The organism is Saccharopolyspora sp. ID03-671 (genome assembly GCF_045278815.1).
Classification (GTDB): Bacteria; Actinomycetota; Actinomycetes; order Mycobacteriales; family Pseudonocardiaceae; genus Saccharopolyspora; species Saccharopolyspora ipomoeae.
On record NZ_CP134054.1, the window covers coordinates 1,908,265 to 1,929,910 of the forward strand.

At 73.8% G+C, this 21,646-nt stretch carries 1 protein-coding gene; it reads right to left on the reverse strand.

Annotated features, from left to right (window positions below):
• Entirely contained in the window at positions 1 to 21,522 is a 21,522-nt protein-coding gene (locus tag REH65_RS08520; RefSeq protein ID WP_406693124.1) for a type I polyketide synthase, read from the reverse strand.
• Positions 21,523 to 21,646 lie beyond the last annotated feature (124 nt).

Sequence of the window (21,646 nt, forward strand, 5' to 3'; positions counted from 1 at the left end):
TCACGCACCACAGCGGCGCGGTGATCCCGGCCTCGGCGAGCGCGTCGAGCAGCTCGATCGGCCGCTGGTCGCGCAGCGACACGACTCCCGCGTACTCGACTCCGGTGTCCGCCGCGCTGACGTTCTCGGCGCGGACCGCGTCGACGCCGAGCACGTCGGCCGCATTGGCCGCCCACGGGTCGTCGCCGGGCACGAGCACGAGCCACTGGCCGCGCGCGTCGCGGCTGCCGAGACCGGGGTCCAGTCGATCGCGTAGCGCCAGTCCGGTTCGGCTCGCTCGACGACGCTGCCCGGCACGGTCTCCGGCCAGTACCGCTGGCGCTGGAAGGCGTAGGTGGGCAGGTGAACCCGCCGCGCCCCGGTTCCGGCGAAGAACGCCGACCAGTCCACGCCGATCCCGGCCACGAACATCCGCCCGAGCGCGGCGGCGACGCTCTCCTGCTCATCACGACCTCGCCGCAGCACGGGCACGCTGCCCTCGACCAACGCCGACAACGGCCCATCGGGCCCGATCTCGACGAACCGCGAAGCCCCGCACCGCTCCACGTTGTCGGCGAACCGCACGGTCTCCCGCACGTGCCGAACCCAGAACTCGGGATCGGTCACCTCCCCGGAAACAACCACCGGAATCAGAGGCTCGCGAAACGTCAACCCCGCCAGGACATCACGGAACTCCCCCAACATCGGCTCCATCAAGGCCGAGTGAAAAGCATGAGACACGCTGAGCCGCTTGAACTCCCACTTCCCGGCAACCTCAAGAACAGCGTCCTCATCACCAGCCAGCACCACGGAGTTCGGCCCGTTCACCGCCGCAAGAGACACCGCCCCCGGCCGAGAATCGCCACTGTCACCCGTTCGAAAACCGCGGTTTTCGTCGCGTCGAAAACCGCTGTTTTCGTCCCCCTGAATATGGGAGTTCTCGACACCAGACGAATCACCCGACAGGAACGGAAGCACCTCGGACTCGCTCGCGCGCACCGCGACCATGACCCCGCCCGGGGGCAGGGCCTGCATCAACGAAGCTCTGGCCGTGATCAGGGTGCAGGCGTCCTCCAGGGACAACACGCCCGACACATGGGCCGCGGCCACCTCACCTATCGAGTGACCGACCAATTTCGCCGGAGTGATGCCGAAAGACTCGATCAGGCGATACAGAGCCACCTCGATCGCGAACAGAGCCGGTTGGGCGTTGCCCGTCTGGTTCAGGGCTTCTTCGTCCTCGCCCCACATCACGTCCCGGAGGTCGGGGTCGAGGTGGGAGAGGACCTCGTCGAAGGCTTCCGCGAAGACCGGGTAGTGCTCGTGGAGGTCCCGGCCCATGCCCAGGCGCTGGGAGCCCTGGCCTGAGAACAGGAACGCCGTGGAGCCGTTGGTGCGGGAGACCGCGTCCCGGGCGAGCTCGACGAGGCCCGTGGCCGTGGGCATCAGGGCTGCGCGGTGGGCGAAGGCCGAGCGGGTCGTGGCCAGAGAGAACGCGACGTCCAGCGGGTCACCCTCGGCTGCGCGGACCCGCTCGACCTGCGCGTCGAGCGCCGCCGCGGTCTTGCCGCTGACCAGCAACGGGGCCGCGACCGGCCGCCGCTGCTCGTCGGGAACCGGGTGCTCGTCGGGAACCGGCTGCTCGACGGGGGCTTCCAGGACGACGTGGGCGTTGGTGCCGGACAGGCCGAAGGCCGAGACACCCGCGCGTCGCGGCCGTCCCACGTCCGGCCACGCGACCGGTTCGGTGAGCAGTCGTAGCGAACCGGAGTCCCAGTCGATGTGCGTGGTGGGCTCGTCGACGTGCGCCGTCTTCGGCAAGAGGCCCTCGCGCATCGCCATCACCATCTTGATGACACCGGCGACGCCGGCGGCCGCCTGCGCGTGCCCGATGTTGGACTTCACCGACCCCAGCCACAGCGGCCGGTCCCGGTCTGCGAAGGTCGACAGCAGCGCTTGGGCCTCGATCGGGTCGCCGAGAGTGGTTCCGGTGCCGTGCGCCTCGATCACGTCGATGTCCGCAGTGGACAGTCCGGCGTCCGCGAGCGCGCTGCGGATCACGCGCTGCTGCGACGGGCCGTTCGGCGCGGTGAGGCCGTTGGAGGCGCCGTCGGAGTTCACCGCCGAACCCCGCAGCACGCCCCACACCTCGTGGCCGTTGCGGCGCGCGTCGGACAGCCGCTCCAGCACCAGCACGCCCACTCCCTCGGACCAGGCGGTGCCGTCGGCGGCCTCGGCGAAGGCCTTGCAGCGGCCGTCGGCCGCGAGCCCGTCCTGGGCGGTGAACTCGACGAACGAGTCGGGGCTGGACATCACCGACACGCCACCGGCCAGCGCCAGCGAGCACTCGCCGTTGCGCAGCGCGGTGCTCGCCCAGTGCATGGCCACGATCGACGAGGAGCACGCGGTGTCGACGGTGACCGCCGGGCCCTCCAGGCCCAGCGCGTAGGCGAGGCGGCCGGACATGACGCTGGCGGTGTTGCCGGTGGCCAGGTAGCCGAGCACGTCGGCGTTGAGCGAGCGCCGCAGCACGTGCTCGTAGTCCTGGCCGTTGGTGCCGACGAACACACCGGTCTCGCTGCCGCGCAGCGCGGCCGGGTCCAGGCCCGCGCGTTCCAGCGCCTCCCAAGCGGTTTCGAGCACGAGACGCTGCTGCGGGTCCATCGCCAGCGCCTCGCGCGGCGAGATGCCGAAGAACGCGGCGTCGAAATCGGCGACGTCGCGCAGGAAGCTCGCCTCCCGCGCGGCCGACGCCCCTGCGCCGAGCGCGTCGAGGTCCCAGCCGCGGTCGGTGGGGAACGGGCCGACGGTGTCGGCACCGTCGGCGACCAGCCGCCACAGCTCCTCCGGCGAGCCGATGCCGCCCGGGAAGCGGCAGCCGATGCCGACGATCGCGATCGGCTCGTCGGTGCCGGCCCGCGCGACCTCCACCGGCGCGACCTCCCCAGACCCGACCGGGGCAGACCCGACCGCCGCTGGGCCCACGGCCTGCGCCAGAAGGAACTCGGCCAGGTCGACCGGTGTCGGGTAGTCGAACAGCAGGGAGGCCGGCAACGTCAGACCGGTGGCCGCCGACAGCTGGTTGCGCAGCTCCAGCGTCGTCAGCGAATCGAAACCGAGGTCGCGGAACGCGCGGTCGGCGTCGATCTCGGAGGCCCGGGAGTGCCCGAGGACCCCGGCGATGTTGGCGAGCAGCAGGTCGAGCACCGCGCGGCGGCGCTCGGCCTCCGGCAGCCTCGCCAGCTCCCGCAGCGGCTCGCTGCGCTGCTCCGGAGCGGCCTCGGCCCGCGCCTCCGCCAGCTCGCCGACCAGCGGCGCGGGGCGCAGCTGGGTCAGGCCCGGCAGGAACCGCGCCCAGTCGATGTCGGCGACCGCGATCGCGGTGTCGCCGCGCTCGACGGCCTGACGCAGCGCGGAGATCGCCAGCTCGGGCGCCATCGGGCTGAACCCGCCGCGCCGCAACCGGTCCTCGACGCCTTCGTCGACGGCCATGCCCGACCCGGCCCACGGGCCCCACGCGACCGAGGTGGCCGGGAGTCCCCGCGCCCGGCGCATCTCGGCGAAGGCGTCCAGGTACGCGTTGGCGGCGGCGTAGTTGCCCTGACCGGCGGCACCGATGACGCCCGCGGTGGAGGAGAACAGCACGAACGCGTCGAGGTCGGAGGTCAGCTCGTGCAGGTTGCGGGCCGCGATCGCCTTGGCGCGCAGCACGCGGTTGAAGCTCTCCGGGGTGAACGAGTCGACCAGGCCGTCGTCGACGACACCGGCCGCGTGGAACACCGAGGTGACGCGGTGCTCGGCGAGCAGCGCCGCCAGGGCGTCGCGGTCGGCCGCGTCGCACGCGGCGATGGTGACCCGCTCCCCCAGCTCCTCGGCGAGCGCGGCGGCACCGGGCGCGTCCGCGCCGCGCGTGCCCACCAGCAGCAGGTGCTCGGCTCCGGCGTCGGCCAGCCAGCGGGCGACGTGCGCGCCGAGCGCGCCGGTGCCGCCGGTGACCAGCACCGTTCCGGGCGAGAACTCGCGACCGGTGCTGTCCTGGGTTGCTCCGGCCCGGACCAGCCTGCGGCCGTGGACGCCGGAGGGCCGCACCGCGACCTGGTCCTCCCCGCCCCCGGCGAGGACTCCGGCGAGGCGGCGGACCGCGTTGCGGTCGAGCCGCTCGGGCAGGTCGACCAGACCGCCCCAGAGCTGGGGGTGCTCCAGCGCGACGACCCGGCCGAGACCCCACACGGCGGCCTGATCGGGGTTCGGCACGCCGTCGGTCACCGACACCGCGTTGCGGGTCGCGACCCACAGCCGGGCGTCGATGCCGCTGCCCGCCAGCGCCTGCACGGCGATGGTGGTGTCGGCGAGACCCGCGTGCAGGTCGGCGTCGAGGGCGAGCAGCGACAGCACCCCGTCGACCGGAACGTCCAGGTCCCGCAGGGAATCCGCGAGCGCGGACGGGTCGTCGACTTCCAGGCGCGTGACCTCGGCACCGAGCCCGTCGACCAGCTCGGACTCGTCCTGTCCGGGGGCGTGGAGCACGAGCCAGCGGCCGGTGAGCGCGGCCGAGGAGGTGACGGGACGCCAGCTGACGCGGTAGCGCCAGGAGTCCACCGTGGACAGCTGATGGCTGCGCCGCCACTCGGCGAGGGCCGCGAAGTCCTCGCGCTCGACGGCGTCCCAGAACTGCTCGTCGAGCGGCACCGAACCCGAGGTCTCGGGCTCGGCCGGAGTGGTGTCGGGCCAGAAGCGCTCGTGCTGGAACGGGTAGGTGGGCAGGTCGACGGGCCGCGCGCCGCTGCCGGCGAACAGCGCCGCCCAGTCCACGGCGGTGCCGCGCACGTGCACGCGGGCCAGCGAGCCGAGCAGCGCGGGAACGTCGTCGCGGTCGGCCCGCAGCGACGGCGCCAGCACCGCGTCGTCGCCAAGGACCTCCCGGGCCAGCGCGCACAACGTGCCGTCGGGGCCGATCTCCAGCGCCGCGCGCACGTCGCGTTCGGCCAGCTGCGCCACGTTGTCGGCGAAGCGCACGGTCTCCCGCACATGCCGCACCCAGTACTCCGGCGAGGTCACATCACCGGAGACCACCAGCGGGATCTGCGGCTCGTGGAACTCCAAACCCTCCACGACGGCCCGGAAATCATCCAGCACCGGATCCATCAGCGGCGAGTGAAACGCGTGGGACACCCTGAGCCGCTTGGACTTCCAGCGCCGCGCCAGCTCCAGCACCTCAGCCTCAACACCCGCGATGACCACCGCTTCCGGACCGTTGACCGCCGCGACCGACACGCCCTCGGTCAGATGCGGGGCCACCTCGGCCTCACCGGCCTGCACCGAGACCATCGCGCCACCCTCCGGCAACGCCTGCATCAGCGAAGCACGCGCCGACACCATCCGGCACGCGTCCTCCAACGACAACACACCCGCCACGTGCGCCGCGGCGATCTCACCGACCGAGTGGCCGACCAGCTGGTCCGGCGTCACGCCCAGCGACTCCACCAGCCGGAACAGGGACACCTCGATCGCGAACAGCGCGGGCTGGGCGAACCCGGTGCGGTCGAGCAGGTCCGCGTCCTCGCCCCACACGACCTCGCGCAGCGGGCGCGGCAGCTCGCCGTCGAGGTGCGCGCACACCTCGTCGAAGGCGTCGGCGAACACCGGGAACCGCTCGTAGAGCTCGCGCCCCATGCCCGAGCGCTGCGAACCCTGACCGGAGAACATCAACGCCGTGCGGCCGCGCGTCGCGATTCCGCGCACCAAGCCCGGGTCGGGGAGGTCGTCGCGCAGCGCGGTCAGCCCGGCCACCGCCTCGTCGCGGTCGGCCGCGATCACCGCGGCGCGGTGCTCGAACGTCGATCGCCCCGTGGCCAGCCCCGCCGCGAGGTCCGTCAGGTGCAGGTCGGGACGCTCGTCGAGCAGCGCGAGCAGGCGCGCGGCCTGCTCGCGCAGCGCACCGTCGGCACGCGCCGCGACCAGCACCGGCACGGTCCCGCCGACCGGCTCGTCGTCGGGTGCAGGCGTCTCCGGGGCCTGCTCCAGGATGGCGTGGGCGTTGGTACCGGACAGGCCGAACGACGACACCGCCGCCCGGCGCGGGCGGTCCACCTCGGGCCACGCGGTCTCCTCGGCGAGGAGCTCGATGGCGCCGGGAACCCAGTCGACCTTCGTCGACGGCTGCTCGACGTGCAGCGTCCGGGGCAGCACGCCGCGCTGCAGCGCCTGCACCACCTTGATGACGCCGGCCACGCCCGAGGCCATCTGGGTGTGGCCGATGTTGGACTTGATCGACCCGAGCAGCAGCGGACGCGGCCGGTCCCGGCCGTAGGTGGCGAGCAGCGCGTCGGCCTCGATCGGGTCGCCGAGCGCCGTGCCGGTCCCGTGCCCCTCCACGGCGTCCACATCGGACGCCTCCAGGCGGGCGTTGGCCAGGGCCTGGCGGATGACGCGCTGCTGCGCGAGACCGTTGGGGGCGGTGAGCCCGTTGGACTCGCCGTCCTGGTTGACGGCGCTGCCGCGCACCACCGCCAGCACCGGGTGACCGTTGCGCTTCGCGTCGGAGAGCCGCTCCAGCAGCACCAGGCCCACGCCCTCGGCCAGGGTCATGCCGTCGGCGTCCTCGGAGTAGGCCTTGCAGCGGCCGTCGACGGCCAGCGCGCGCTGCCTGCTGAAGCCGACGAACGCGCCCGGGGTCGACATGATGCTCACACCACCGGCCAGGGCCAGCGAGCTCTCGCCGCCGCGCAGCGACTGGCAGGCCAGGTGCAGCGCCATCAGCGACGACGAGCACGCGGTGTCGAGCGTGACCGCCGGGCCCTCCAGCCCGAACAGGTAGCTGATCCGGCCGGACAGGACGCTGGAGAGCGCGCCGGTGATCATGTGGCCCTCGTCCGGCGACGCGCCGCCGCGCCCGGCCGAGTAGTCCTGGTAGCTGGCGCCGATGAACGCGCCGGTGAGGCTGCGGCGCAGCCGGTGCGGGTCGATGCCCGCGCGCTCGATGGCCTCCCACGCGGTCTCCAGCAGCAGCCGCTGCTGCGGGTCCATCGACAGCGCCTCGCGCGGGCTGATGCCGAAGAAACCGGGGTCGAACTCGGCCGCGTCGTGCAGGAATCCGCCCTGCACCGAGTAGGTGCTGCCGGCCCGGCCCGGGTCCGGGTCGTGCAGGAGACCTTCCCAGCCGCGGTCGGTGGGGAACCCGGAGATGGCGTCGACACCGTCGGAGACCAGCCGCCACAGGTCTTCCGGTGAGCTCACGCCCCCGGGGTAGCGGCAGGCCATGCCGACGATGGCGATCGGTTCGTCGTCGGTGACCGAGGCGACCACCGGTGTGTCGCGGCGGGTCTCGCCGCCGCCGATCTGCGCCAGCAGGTGCTCGGTAAGCGCCAGCGCGCTCGGGTGGTCGAAGACCATCGTCGTGGCCAGCCGCAGACCGGTGGCGGTGGCCAGCCGGTTGCGCAGGTCGACGGCGGTGATCGAGTCGAAGCCGACCTCGCGGAACGCGCGGTCCTCCGGCAGCGCGTCGGGACTGCTGTGGCCGAGGACCTTCGCGGCCTCGGCGCGCACCAGCTGCAGCACGGCCTGCCTGCGCTCGACCGCGGGCAGCGCGCGCAGCTCGGCCGCGGCGCCGCCGTCGGCGGCCCGGGTCCGCTCGGCGGCGGTGAGCTCGCGGACCTCGGGGATCTCGTCGAACAGCGTCGTCGGCCGGGCCGCGGTGAACACCGGCTGGTAGCGGTCCCAGGCGACGTGGGCGAGGGCCAGCTCGGTCTCGTCCTCCTCGATCGCCCGCTGCAGCGAGCCCAGCGCCAGCTCGGCCTTCATGAACTCCAGGCCGCTGCGCCGGATCTGCTCCGGGTCGACGCGGCCGAGGCCCAGGTCGTCCGACCAGATGCCCCAGGAGATCGCGGTGGCGCGCAGGCCGCGGGCGCGGCGGTGGCAGGCCAGCGAGTTGAGGTAGGCGTTGCCCGCGACGTAGGCGGCGTGGTCGCCGCTGCCCCACATGCCCGACACCGACGAGAACAGCACGAACGCGTCGAGGTCGTGCTCGACGAGCTCGTCGAGGTTGCGGGCGCCGTGGACCTTGGCGCGCAGCACCTCGTCGAGGACCTCGACGGTGGCGTCCTCGATCGGGTAGAGGCCGATGGTGGCGGCAGCGTGCACGACCGCGCGCAGCTGGTGACCGTCGGCGCGCAGGTCGTCGAGCAGCCCGGCCACGGCGTCGCGGTCGGCGACGTCGCAGGCCACGACCGTGGTCGGGGTGCCGAGTTCGCGCAGTTCGGCGGCGAGTTCGGCGGCGCCGGGCGCGTCCGGGCCGCTGCGGCTGGTGAGCACGAGGTGCTCGGCGCCCAGGTGCGCCAGCCAGCGGGCGACGTGCGGGCCGAGGGTGCCGGTGCCGCCGGTGATCAGCGTGGTGCCGCGCGGCGTCCACTGGTCGGCCCGGTCGGCCAGGTCGGTTCGGCCGGTGCGGGCCGGGGCGTGGACGACGCGGCGGGCGAGGACTCCGTTGGCGCGCACGGCGATCTGGTCCTCGTCGCCGGGCCGGGCGAGCGCGGCGGCGAACCGGCGGGCGGCGCGCGGGTCGAGCTCGACGGGCAGGTCGATCGACCCGCCCCAGCGCTGCGGGTGCTCCAGCGCGGCCGACCAGCCCAGGCCCAGCGCCAGCGCCTGCGTCGGGTGCGCCACCGCATCGGCGCGCCCGGTGGCGACGGCGTCGCGGGTGATGTTCCACAGCGGCGCGTCGATCCCGGCGTCACCGAGGGCCTGGATCAGCGCGACCGTGAGCACCAGGCCCAGCGGCAGCTCGGCCGTGGTCTCGGCCGGTTCCTCGGCCGAGGGCAGCACCGACACGACACCGGCGAGTTCGATCCCGTCGAGCTCGCCGAGCCGCTCGGCCAGCACCGCGCGGTCCGCGCAGGTCTCGTCGAGGACCAGGTTCCGCACGTCGGCGCCGTTCTCGGTCAGCGCGGAGCGCACGTCGTCAGCGGCGCCGCTCGCCGGGCTGTTCTCCGGGCTGTTCACCGGGCTGTTCTCGGCGGCGACCAGCAGCCAGGTCGCGTTGAGCGTCGCGTCCTGCAGCCCGCGCAGCGGTTTCCAGGTGACGCGGTAGCGCCAGGAGTCCGTTGTGGACTTCTCGCGGCTGCGTTCGCGCCACGAGTGCAGCGCGGGCAGCACGGCGGCCAGTGATCCCTCGTCGACGTGCAGGCTGGAGGTCAGTGCGGCGAGGTCGGACTGCTCGACGGCGGCCCAGAACTCGGCGTCGGCCGGGTCGCTCACCCCGCCCCCGGTCTGGCCGGGCACCGCGGGCTCGATCCAGAACCGCTCCCGCTGGAACGGGTAGGTCGGCAGGTCCACCCGCCGGGCGCCCTCGAAGTGCGGCGAGAAGTCGACCGCGACACCGCGCACGAACGCCTCCGCCAGCGAGGTCAGCACCCGGTCGGTGCCGCCCGCGTCGCGGCGCAGCGTGCCGCAGGCGACCGCGCGGACCTCGGCGTCGTCGATCGCGTCCTGCACGCCCGGCGTGAGCACCGGGTGCGCGGAGACCTCGACGAACGCCCGGTGCCCCGTCTCCAGCAGCGCGTCGACGGTCTCGGTGAACCGCACCGTCCGGCGCAGGTTGCGGTACCAGTACTCGGCGTCGGTGTCGGCGCCGTCGAGGCGTTCGCCGGTGACCGTGGAGAAGAACGGCACGTCCGGCCGCTGCGGGCGGATCGGGGCCAGCTCGCGCAGCAGCTCGTCGTGCAGGTCCTCGACGTGCCGGGAGTGCGAGGCGTAGTCCACCTCGATGCGGCGGACCCGCACGCCCTCCTCGACCAGCGTCGCGCACAGCTCGTCGAGCGCGTCCAGGTCGCCCGAGATCGCCACCGAGCGCGGGCCGTTGGTGGCGGCCAGCGACACGCGACCGTCCCAGGCGGCCAGGCGGGGTTCGACCTCGGCGGCGGGCAGCGCGACGGAGGCGATGCCGCCGCGCCCGGCCAGAGCGCCCGCGATGGCCTTGCTGCGCAGCGCGACGACGCGCGCGGCGTCCTGCAGCGAGAGCGCACCGGCCACGCAGGCGGCGGCGATCTCGCCCTGCGAGTGGCCGATGACCGCGTCCGGTTCGACGCCGTGGGCGCGCCACACCTCGGCCAGCGACACCATCACGGCCCAGGTCGCGGGCTGCACGACGTCCACCCGGTCCAGCGATTCGCCGTTGCGCACCACGTCGACCAGCGAGAAGTCGGTGAACGGGGCGAGCGCGGCGGCGCACTCGTAGAAGCGGTCGGCGAACGCGGGCGACTCGTCGAGCAGCTGCGCGCCCATGCCGACCCACTGCGCGCCCTGACCGGGGAAGACGAACGTCACCTTGGAGTCGACGTCGGCGACACCGCGCGCGACCTCGACCCCGTCGAGCAGCACGGCCCGCTGCTCCAGCTGCGACCGCAGCGTCAGCGAGTACCCGACATCAGCCGAATCGGCCTCGACCCGCCGCACCCGCTCGATCTGGGCGTCCAGCGCACGCGGCGTCTTCGCCGAGATCGTCCACGGGACCGGTGTCTCCGGGGTCTCCGGGGTCTCCGGTGTCTCCGAGGTCTCCGAGGTCTCCGGGGTCTCGTTCTGGGGGTGGGTGGTGGGGGAAGTTTTCATGAAAACTTCCCCCGCACCCTCCAGCACCACGTGGGCGTTGGTCCCGCTGATCCCGAACGACGACACGGCGCAGCGCCGCGCCCGCCCGGTCTCCGGCCACCGCTGGTCGTCGTGCAGCAGCGACACCGCGCCGGAATCCCAGTCGACGTGGGAGGACGGCGTGTCGCAGTGCAGCGTGCGCGGCAGCACGCCCTCCTGCAGCGCCATCACCATCTTGATCACGCCGGCCACGCCCGCGGCGGACTGCGCGTGGCCGATGTTCGACTTCACCGACCCGACCAGCAGCGGGCGGTCGGCGTCGCGGTGCTGCCCGTAGGTCGCCAGCAGCGCCTGCGCCTCGATCGGGTCGCCGAGCGCGGTGCCGGTGCCGTGCGCCTCAACGACGTCCACATCGGACGGTTCGACGCCCGCGTTGGCCAGCGCCTGCGCGATGACCCGCCGCTGCGAGGGACCGTTCGGCGCGGACAGGCCGTTGGAGGCGCCGTCCTGGTTGATCGCCGAACCGCGCACCACGGCCAGCACCGGGTGCCCGTTGCGCTCGGCGTCGGAGAGCCGCTCCACCAGCAGCACGCCGATGCCCTCGGAGAGGATCATGCCGTCGGCCGAGTCGGAGAAGGCCTTGCAGCGGCCGTCGGCGGCCAGCGCGCGCTGCTGGCTGAAGGCGATGAGGGGCTTGGGGTTGGGCATCACCGTGACGCCGCCCGCCAGCGCGAAGCTGCTCTCGCCGCTGCGCAGCGATTGGCAGGCCAGGTGCAGCGCCACCAGCGACGACGAGCAGGCGGTGTCGACGGTGACGGCGGGCCCCTCCAGGCCGAACAGGTAGGACACGCGGCCGGACAGCACGCTCGGGCTGCTGCCGGTGACCTGGTAGCCCTCGGAGGCACCGTCCCCGCCGCCGTACTCGATGTAGCTGGAGCCGATGAACGCGCCCGTGCTGGTGCCGCGCAGCGCGGCCGGGTCGATGCCGGCGCGTTCGACGGCCTCCCACGTGGACTCCAGCAGCAGCCGCTGCTGCGGGTCCATGCCGAGGGCTTCGCGCGGGGAGATGCCGAAGAAGCCCGGGTCGAACTCGGCGGCGTCGTCGAGGTAGCCGCCCGCGGTGGTGTAGGTGGTGCCGGGGTGGTCGGGGTCCGGATCGTGCAGGGCCGCGATGTCGAAGCCCCGGTCGTTCGGGAACTCCGTGATCGCGTCGGTGCCGTTCTTGATGAGCTCCCAGAACTCCTCGGGAGTGCCGGCGCCGCCGGGGAAGCGGCAGCTCATGCCGATGATCGCGATCGGTTCGTCGGTGGAACCGTCCAGCTGCGGCCGCCGCGCCAGGTCGTCGGCCGCGCTCCCGATGAGCTCGGCCACCAGGTGCTCGGCGAGCACCTTCGGGGTCGGGTGGTCGAACACCAGCGTCGCGGGCAGCGACAGGCCGGTCGCGGTGGCGAGCTTCTTGCGCAGCTCCACGGCGGTCAGCGAGTCGAAGCCGATGTCGCGGAAGGCGCGCTGCTCCCCCACCTCCTCGGCGGAGCCGTGCCCGAGCACCGCGGCGGCCTCGGCGCGCACCAGGTCGAGGACGTGGCGCTCCCGGTCGCCCGAGGCCATCTCGCGCAGTCGCCGGGCCAGGTCGGAGTCGCCGGCCGACCCGCCGGTCTCGGCGGTATCGGCCAGCGCGCGCACGTCCGGCAGGTCGGCGAGCAGCGCGCTGGGCCGCATCGCGGTGAAGACCGGGTGGAACTGCTCCCAGCCGACGTCGGCGACGGTGACGGTGGTGTCGCCCTGCACGGCGGCGCGGTTGAGCTCGGTGATCGCCTGCTGCGGCGGCAGCGGGGTCAGGCCGCGGCGCGACAGGTCGTCGGCCACCGCCTCGTGGGTGGCCATCCCGGATTCGGCCCACGGGCCCCACGACACGGAGGTCGCGGTGAGGCCGCTCGCCCGGCGCTGCTCGGCGAGGGCGTCCAGCAGCGCGTTCCCGGCGGCGTAGGCGCTCTGCCCGCCGCTGCCCCAGACCCCGGCGATCGAACCGAACAGCACGAACAGGTCCAGGTCGCGGTAGCCGAGCAGGTGGTGCAGGTGCAGCGCGCCGAGGACCTTCGCCGAGAGCACGTCGGCGAACTCGGTGTACGAGGTCTGCGCCAGCGGAGCGGCCTGACCGACCCCGGCCGCGTGCACCACACCGGTCAGCTCGGGGAGATCGGGGTCGTCGAGGTCAGCGAGCAGTTCCGACACGGCGACGTGGTCGGCGATGTCGCAGGCCACGACGTCCACGCGCGGGCCGAGGGCTTCCAGTTCGGCGCGCAGCTCGGCGGCTCCGGGCGCCTCGGCACCCCGGCGGCTGGTGAGCACCAGGCGCTCGACGCCGCTGCGGGCGAGCCAGCGGGCGGTTTCGGCGCCGAGCGCGCCGGTGCCGCCGGTGATCAGGACGGTGCCGCGCCCGGCGTAGGAGTCGCGGGACGGCAGCGCGTCGACGGTGCGTCGCGCCAGGCGCCTGCCGAGCAGGCCGCTCGGGCGGACCGCCACCTGGTCCTCGGTGCGGTCGCGGCCGAGACCGGCGACGACGGCGACCAGGCGCTGGGCGGCGCGCTCGTCGACGACCTCGGGCAGGTCGATCACGCCCGCCCACCGCTCGGGGTGCTCCAGGGCGGCGACCCGGCCGAAGCCCCAGATCGCGGCCTGCGCGACCGACGCGATCTCATCGGCGGGGCCGGTGCTCACCGCACCCCGCGTGATCGTCCACAGCGGAGCGTCGAGGGTCTGGGTCAGCGCGAGGGTGAGGCCGAGACCGACCGACAGCGCGGGGTTCTCGGCGCAACGGGTCTCGTCGAGGGCGAGCAGCGACACCGCTCCGGCGCAGTCGGTGAGCCGCTCGGCCAGCACCTCCGGATCCAGGCAGGTCTCGTCGAGCAGCACCACCGACACCTCGGCGCCGGCCGAGGTGAGCGCCTCGCGCACCGGCCCGACCAGCCCCTCCTGGGCGGCCGAGGAGGCCAGCAGCAGCCAATGCCCTTCCAGCGCGGGGGCGTCCGCCGCGCGCAGCGGGGCCCACAGCACCCGGTAGCGCCAGGTGTCGAGCAGCGCCTTGTCCTGGTTGCCCTTCCGCCACGACGACAGCGCCGGCATCAGCGCGTCCAGCTGCGAGCGGTCGTCGAGGTCCAGGCCCAGCACGGCCGCCAGCTCGGCGGCGTCACCGCGCTCGACCGCGGCCCACAGCCGCGTGTCGCTCGGATCGGACTGGCTGAGCCCGCCGGTCAGGGCGGGGCCGCCGGTGTGGACCGGCCAGTAGTGCTCGTGCTGGAAGGCGTAGGTGGGCAGGTCGACGCGACGCGCACCGGTTCCGGCGAAGTGCGCGGCCCAGTCGACCCGCACCCCGCGCACGTGCGCGCGGGCCAGCGCGGTGAGCAGCGACGCCGGCTCGTCGCGGTCGGCGCGCAGCACCGGCACGCAGTCCTCGACCAGCGCCGACAGCGCGCCACCCGGGCCGATCTCCAGGAACGTCGTGACCCCGTCCTCGCGCAGCGAAGCCACGTTGTCGGCGAAGCGCACGGTCTCCCGCACATGCCGCACCCAGTACTCCGGCGAGGTCACATCACCGGAGACCACCAGCGGGATCTGCGGCTCGTGGAACTCCAAACCCTCCACGACGGCCCGGAAATCATCCAGCACCGGATCCATCAGCGGCGAGTGGAACGCGTGGGACACCCTGAGCCGCTTGGACTTCCAGCGCCGCGCCAGCTCCAGCACCTCAGCCTCAACACCCGCGATGACCACCGCTTCCGGGCCGTTGACCGCCGCGACCGACACGCCCTCGGTCAGATGCGGGGCCACCTCGGCCTCACCGGCCTGCACCGAGACCATCGCGCCACCCTCCGGCAGCGCCTGCATCAGCGAGGCGCGCGCCGACACCATCCGGCACGCGTCCTCCAACGACAGCACACCCGCGACGTGCGCCGCGGCGATCTCACCGACCGAGTGCCCGGCCAGGGAGCGCGGCCGCACGCCGAAGGATTCGACCAGGCGGAACAGCGCGACCTCGATCGCGAACAGCGCGGGCTGGGCGTGGCCGGTCTCGTTCAGCAGGTCCGCGTCCTCGCCCCACACGACCTCGCGGACACCCGGGTGGAGCCGGTCGAGGACCTCGTCGAAGGATTCGGCGAACACCGGGAACCGGGCGTGCAGCTCGCGGCCCATGCCCAAGCGCTGCGAGCCCTGGCCGGAGAACAGGAACGCCGTGCGGCCGGGTTCGGCATCGCCGGTGACCACGGCCGGATCGGAGCGGTCGGCGGCCAGCGCGTCCAGCGCGCGCAGCAGCACCTCGCGGTCGGCGGCGACGATGGCGGCGCGCTGCTCGAACGCCGTGCGCGAGGTGGCCAGCGAGAAGCCCAGATCGGTCAGCGCGGTGTCCTGGGAATCCAGGTGGGCGCGCAGCCGCGCGGCCTGCGCGCGCACCCCGTGGCGGGTCCGCGCCGACAGCAGCACCGGAACGGCGCCGAGTTCGTCCGGCGCGGGCTTCTCCGGCTCTTCCGGCGGCTGCTCGATGATCAGGTGCGCGTTGGTGCCGCTGATGCCGAACGACGAGATCCCGGCCCGGCGCGGGCGGTCGCTCCGAGGCCACTCCGCGCGCTCGGCGAGGATCTCCACCGCGCCCTCGGACCAGTCCACCCGCGACGACGGGGCGTCGACGTGCAAGGTCTTGGGCAGCACGCCGTGGCGCATCGCCTGCACCATCTTGATGACCCCGGCGACACCGGCGGCGGCCTGCGTGTGGCCCATGTTCGACTTGACCGAACCGAGCAGCAGGGCCTCGTCCCGGTCCTGGCCGTAGGTCGCCAGCAGCGCCTGCGCCTCGATCGGGTCGCCCAGCGAGGTACCGGTTCCGTGCGCCTCGACGACGTCCACATCGGACGGTTCGAGGTTCGCGCCGGCCAGCGCGGCGCGGATCACGCGCTGCTGCGCGGGACCGTTCGGCGCCATCAGGCCGTTGGAGGCCCCGTCCTGGTTGACCGCGCTGCCCCGAACCACGCCGAGGACCCGGTGGCCGTTGCGGCGGGCGTCGGAGAGCCGCTCCAGCACCACGACGCCGACGCCCTCGGACCAGCCGACGCCGTCGGCGGAGTCGGAGAAGGCCTTGCAGCGGCCGTCCGGGGACAAGCCGCGCTGCCGGGAGAACTCGATGAGCGCGGTCGGCGTCGACATCACCGTCACACCACCGGCCAGCGCCAGCGAGCACTCGCCGGAGCGCAGCGCCTGCATCGCCCAGTGCATCGCGACCAGCGACGACGAGCACGCGGTGTCGACCGTCACCGCCGGACCCTCCAGGCCCAGCGCGTAGGAGACGCGGCCGGAGACGACGCTCGGCGAGGTGCCGCTGCCCTGGAAGCCCTCGGCCTCCCCGCCCAGGCCCGCACCGTAGTCGCTGTACATGACGCCGGCGAAGACACCGGTCGGCGTGCCGCGCAGCGAACGCGGGTCGATCCCGGCGTGCTCGATGGCCTCCCAGGTGGTTTCGAGCAACAACCGCTGCTGCGCGTCGGTGGCCAGCGCCTCGCGCGGGGACATGCCGAAGAACCCGGCGTCGAACTCGCCCGCGTCGTGCAGGAACCCGCCGAACCGCGCGTAGGAGGTGCCCGGGTGGTCCGGGTCCGGGTGGTACAGCCGTTCCAGGTCCCAGCCGCGGTTGGTGGGCAGCCCGGAGACCGCGTCGCCGCCCTCGTCGACGAGCCGCCACAGCTCGTCCGGCGAGCCGACCCCGCCCGGGTACCGGCAGCCCATGCCGACCAGCACGATCGGGTCGTCCTCGGTGGCGGCGCGGGCGACGGTGCCGGGGCGGGCCTCGACCTGCTCGTCGAGCAGCTCGCCGAGCAGGTGCGCGGCCAGCGCGGCGGGCGTCGGGTAGTCGAACACCATCGTCGCGGGCAGTCGCAGCCCGGTGACGGCGGTGAGCTGGTTGCGCAGCTCGACGGCGGTCAGCGAGTCGAAACCCAGGTCCTGGAACTGCCGCTCGGCATCGACGTCGTCGGCGCTCGCGTGCCCGAGCACGGCAGCCACGCGGCCGCGCACGAGGTCCAGCACGGCGCTGCCGCGGTCGTCCTCGGACATGCCGGACAGCCGCTGGACGAGCGTGTCGGCGGTCTGCGATCCGGCGGCGCGACGACGGGTGCGGGTGCGCACGAGGCCGCGCAGCAGCGCGGGAACCTCGCCGCGGCCGCGCATCGTGGCCAGGTCCAGCTTGGCGGGGACCACCACGGGCCGGTCCCCGGCGATCGCGGTGTCGAACAGCCGCAGGCCGTCGTCCACGGGCAGCGGCGGCATGCCGACGCGGGCCATGCGCTCGGCCTCGGCGTCGGAGAGCATGCCGTCCTGCTGCCAGGCGCCCCACGCCAGCGACACGGCGGGCAGGCCCTGGGCGTGGCGGTGCTCGGCGAGCGCGTCGAGGAAGACGTTGGCCGCGGCGTAGTTGCCCTGACCGGCGTTGCCGAAAGCACCGGCGGCCGAGGAGAACAGGACGAACGCCGACAGCGCCTCGTCGCGGGTGAGCTCGTGCAGGTTCCACGCGGCGTCGACCTTCGGCCGCAGCACGGCGTGCAGGCGTTCGGGGGTGAGCGCGTCGACGACGCCGTCGTCGAGCACGCCGGCGGCGTGCACCACGGCGCCGATCTCGTGCTGGTCGAGCAGCGCGGCCAGCGCGTCCCGGTCAGCGACGTCGCAGGCGGCGACCTGCACCCGGGCGCCCAGCCCGGCGAGCTCGTCGACGAGCTCGCCGGCCAGGCCGCGACGGCTCACCAGCAGCAGGTCCCGCACCCCGTGCTCGGTGACCAGGTGCCGGGCGAGAACCCCGCCCAGGCCCCCGGTCCCACCGGTGATGAGAACGGTGCCTTGCCAGGTCGGAGCACTGGTCGGAGCACTGGTCGGGACCGACTCGGCACGCGCCAGCCGGGGCGCGCGGATCTCGCCCTCGCGCAGCACCAGCTGCGGTTCCTCGGACAGCAGCACTCGCGGCAGGACTGCCCGCGACTCCTCGGTGCCGTCGAGCTCCACGAACCCGAAAGCGCCGGGGTGCTCGGCCTGCGCCGAGCCGACCAGCCCTCGCACGGTGGACGCCGCGAGGTCTCCGGTGCGCGCCACGAACACGACCCGCTCGGCCCGGTGCTCCTGGACGATCTCCAGCGCCCGCGCGGCGGCCTCGTGCGCCGAGGCCGCGACGTCGTCGCCGCCCACGACCGGCACCACGACCACGTCGGCCCCGCCGGGAGATCCTTTGCTCAGCCCGAAGACGTCCTCACCCAGCACCGCGACACCTGCGGCCTCCGGGGACCGGTCCGCGACCGTGACCAGGTCGATCCTGAACAGGGAGTCGCGGTCCTGCGCGCCCGCGGGAGGCGCGCCTGCGGCAGGGCGGATGATCAGGGAGCCCACCGTGGCGACCAGCGCGCCCGCACCGTCGGCGGCCGCGATGGCCAGGGCGCCGTCGTCGCCCAGGGTCAGGCGCACGCGCAACGTCGTGGCACCGGAGGCGTGCAGCGACACGCCTTCCCAGGAGAACGGGACACCGGACTCGCCGAGGCCCGCGACCTGGGCGGCGTGCAGCGCCGAGTCCAGCAGCGCCGGGTGCAGGCCGAACTCCGACAGCTCGACGTCCTCGGGCAGCTCGACCTCGGCGAACACCTCGCCGTCGGCTCCGCGCCACGCGGCGCGCAAGCCCTGGAACGCCGGGCCGTAGGCGAAACCGCGCTCGGCGAAGCGCTCGTAGCAGCCGTCGACGTCGAGCGCTGCGGCGTCGGCGGGCGGCCAGGTCTCGGCGTCGAACGAGGCCCCACTCATCCCCGTCCCAGTCGCCCCCGCCCCAGTCTCGCCCGCCGCGAGCGTGCCGCTCGCGTGCTGCGTCCACGGCTGCTCGTCCTCGGACTCCGGCCGCGAGTAGATCGTCACCGAGCGCTGCCCGGCGGCGTCGGGCTTGCCGATCCACAGCTGCACCTGCGCCGCCCCGCGCTCGGGCAGCACCAGCGGCGCGGTGAGCGTGAGCTCGTCGACGCGATCGCAGCCGACCTCGTCACCGGCGCGGATCGCCAGCTCGACGAACGCCGTGCCCGGCAGCAGCACCGCGCCGTCGACCACGTGGTCCACCAGCCACGGGTGCGATTGCCGCGAGAGCCTGCCGGTGAGCAGCACCCCATCGGAGTCGGCCAGCGACACCGCCGCCGACAGCAGCGGGTGGTGCGCGGTGCCGAGCCCGGCCAGCCGCGGGTCGGCGAAGCCGAAACCGCCGCTCTTCGGCCAGAACCGCTTGCGCTGGAAGGCGTAGGTGGGCAGGTCGACGCGACGCGCGCCGGTCCCGGCGTAGTACGCGGCCCAGTCCACGGCGATGCCGCGCACGTGCGCGGACGCCAGCGCGGCGGTGATCGTCTCGACCTCGGGACGGCCGGAGCGCAGCGCGGGCACGGCGGCGGAGTCCACGCACTCCTGCACCATCGCCGACAGGACCCCGTCGGGGCCCAGTTCGAGGAAGGTCGTGACGCCGTGGTCGTGCATCCAGGCCACGCCGTCGGCGAAGCGCACGGCACGACGGACCTGGTCCACCCAGTAGTCGACGGAGGTGACCTGCTCCAGCCGCACCTGCTCACCGGTCACCGTGGACACCAGCGGGATGCTCGGCGCCTCGATCGAGAGTCCTTCGAGGACGGCGCGGAACTCGTCGAGCGCGGGTTCGACCAGCGGGGAGTGGAAGGCGTGCGAGACGTGCAGGCGGCTGGTCTTGCGGTTCTCGGCGGCGCAGGCGGCCTCGACGGCGGCTACGGCGTCCTCGGTGCCGGACACGACCAGCGAGCGCGGGCTGTTGATCGCGGCGATCGACGCGGCGTCGGCCGGGACCGCGTCCAGGTGGGGCTGGATCTCGGCTTCGGTCGCGGTCACGGCCAGCATCGCGCCGCCCGGGGGCAGCGCCTGGATGAGCCTGCCGCGCGCGGTGACGAGCTTCGCGGCGTCGGCCAGCGAGAACACGCCCGCGACGTGCGCGGCGGCGATCTCGCCGATCGAGTGGCCCGCGACGAAATCGGGCTTGATCCCCCAGGATTCGACTAGCCGGTGCAGCGCGACCTCGACGGCGAACAGCGCGGGCTGGGCGAACTCGGTGCGCGCCAGCCGGTCGGCGTCGGTGCCCCACATGACCTCGCGGATGGCGGGGTCGAGCTGGTCGAGGACCTCGTCCAGGGCTTCGGCGAACACCGGGAACCGGGCGTGCAGCTCGCGGCCCATCCCCGGGTGCTGCGCGCCCTGGCCGGTGAACAGCTGCGCCAGCTTGCCGCGTCCCTGCGCGACGCCCCGCACCACCCGGGACCCGGCCTCGCCGCGAGCCAGCTCGTCGAGCGCAGCGGTGAAACTCTCAGTGTTATCAACGAGTACGACCGCCCGCTGCTCGAAACTGGACCGGGTCGTCGCCGTGGAGAATCCGAGGTCCAGCAGATCTTCATCCACAGTGTCCAGTCGCGCGGCCTGCTCCTGGAGCGCAGCGGGGCTGCGGCCGGACACCAGAACCGGGACCACCGGAACGTCCGGCACCGACGGGGTTTCCGGCCCGTTCCCGCCCTGCTCCTCGGGCTCGGGAGCCTGCTCGATGATGGTGTGCGCGTTGGTGCCGCTGAGCCCGAACGACGACACCGCCGCACGACGCGGCTCGCCGGTCTCCGGCCACGGCGTGTTCTCGGTGACCAGCCGCACCGCGCCCGCGGACCAGTCCACGTGCGACGACGGCTCGTCGACGCCCAGCGTGCTCGGCACGATCCCGTGCCGCATAGCCATGATCATCTTGATCACGCCGGCCACACCGGCGGCGGCCTGCGTGTGGCTGATGTTGGACTTCACCGAGCCCAGCAGCAGCGGCCGGTCCGCGTCGCGCTGGCGCCCGTAGGTGGCCAGCAGCGCCTGCGCCTCCACCGGATCGCCCAGCGTCGTGCCCGTGCCGTGCGCCTCCACGGCATCGATCTGGTCGGCGGTCAGCCGCGCGTTGACCAGCGCCTGCTGGATCACCCGCTGCTGCGACGGACCGTTGGGCGCGGTGAGCCCGTTGGACGCGCCGTCCTGGTTCACCGCCGAACCCCGCATCACCGCCAGGACCTCGTGGCCGTTGCGCTGCGCGTCGGACAACCGCTCCAGCACCAGCACGCCGGCGCCCTCGGCCCAGCCGGTGCCGTCCGCGGCGTCGGCGAACGAGCGGCAGCGGCCGTCCGAGGACAACCCGCCCTGGCGGCTGAACTCGATGAACGTCGCCGGGTTCGACATCACCGTCACACCACCGGCCAGCGCCATCGAGCACTCGCCGTGGCGCAGCGCGTGCGCGGCCATGTGCATCGCCGCCAGCGACGACGAGCACGCCGTGTCCAACGTGACCGCCGGGCCGACCAGACCCAGCGCGTAGGCGATGCGGCCGGAGATGACGCTCTGCGAACTGCCCAGCAGCGCCGCGCCCTCGGCGCCCTCGCCGGGCGCGACCTGGTAGTCCTGGTTCATCGCGCCGATGAACACCGCGGTCTCGGTGCCCTTGATGGTGTGCGGGTCGATCCCGGCGCGTTCCAGCGCCTCCCAGGTCACCTCGAGCACCACCCGCTGCTGCGGGTTCATGCCCAGCGCCTCGCGCGGCGAGATGCCGAAGAAGTCGGCGTCGAAATCACCTGCGCCGCGCAGGAAACCGCCCTGGTCGGTGGACGACATCGCGAGCAGTTCCGGGTCCCAGCCGCGGTCGTCGGGGAACTCCCCCACGCCGTGCTCGCCGGAGGACACCATGCGCCACAGGTCCTCCGGGCCGGTGATCCCGCCCGGGTAGCGGCAGCCGATACCGACGACGGCGATGGGTTCCTGCGCCGCGGCCTCCACGTCGCGCAACCGCCGCCGGGTCCGCTGGAGGTCCGCGCTGGCCCGCCGCAGGTAGTCCCGGAGCTTCTGCTCGTTGTCCATCTCCACCAAACCCATCTCGACGACGCCCGTTGTCACGGCCCACCGGGCCAGGACGCGATCACGCAGGAGGATCGACCCGCCGGGAAGTGTTGTGCAGCAATGGCTCAGAAACCCCTAGTTCTCGCTTGGCTGCTCGGGG

What these genes read in the sequence shown, in the direction of transcription:
- REH65_RS08520 (WP_406693124.1), bottom strand. Translation starts at nt 21,522, where the DNA reads ATGGGTTTGGTGGAGATGGACAACGAGCAGAAGCTCCGGGACTACCTG.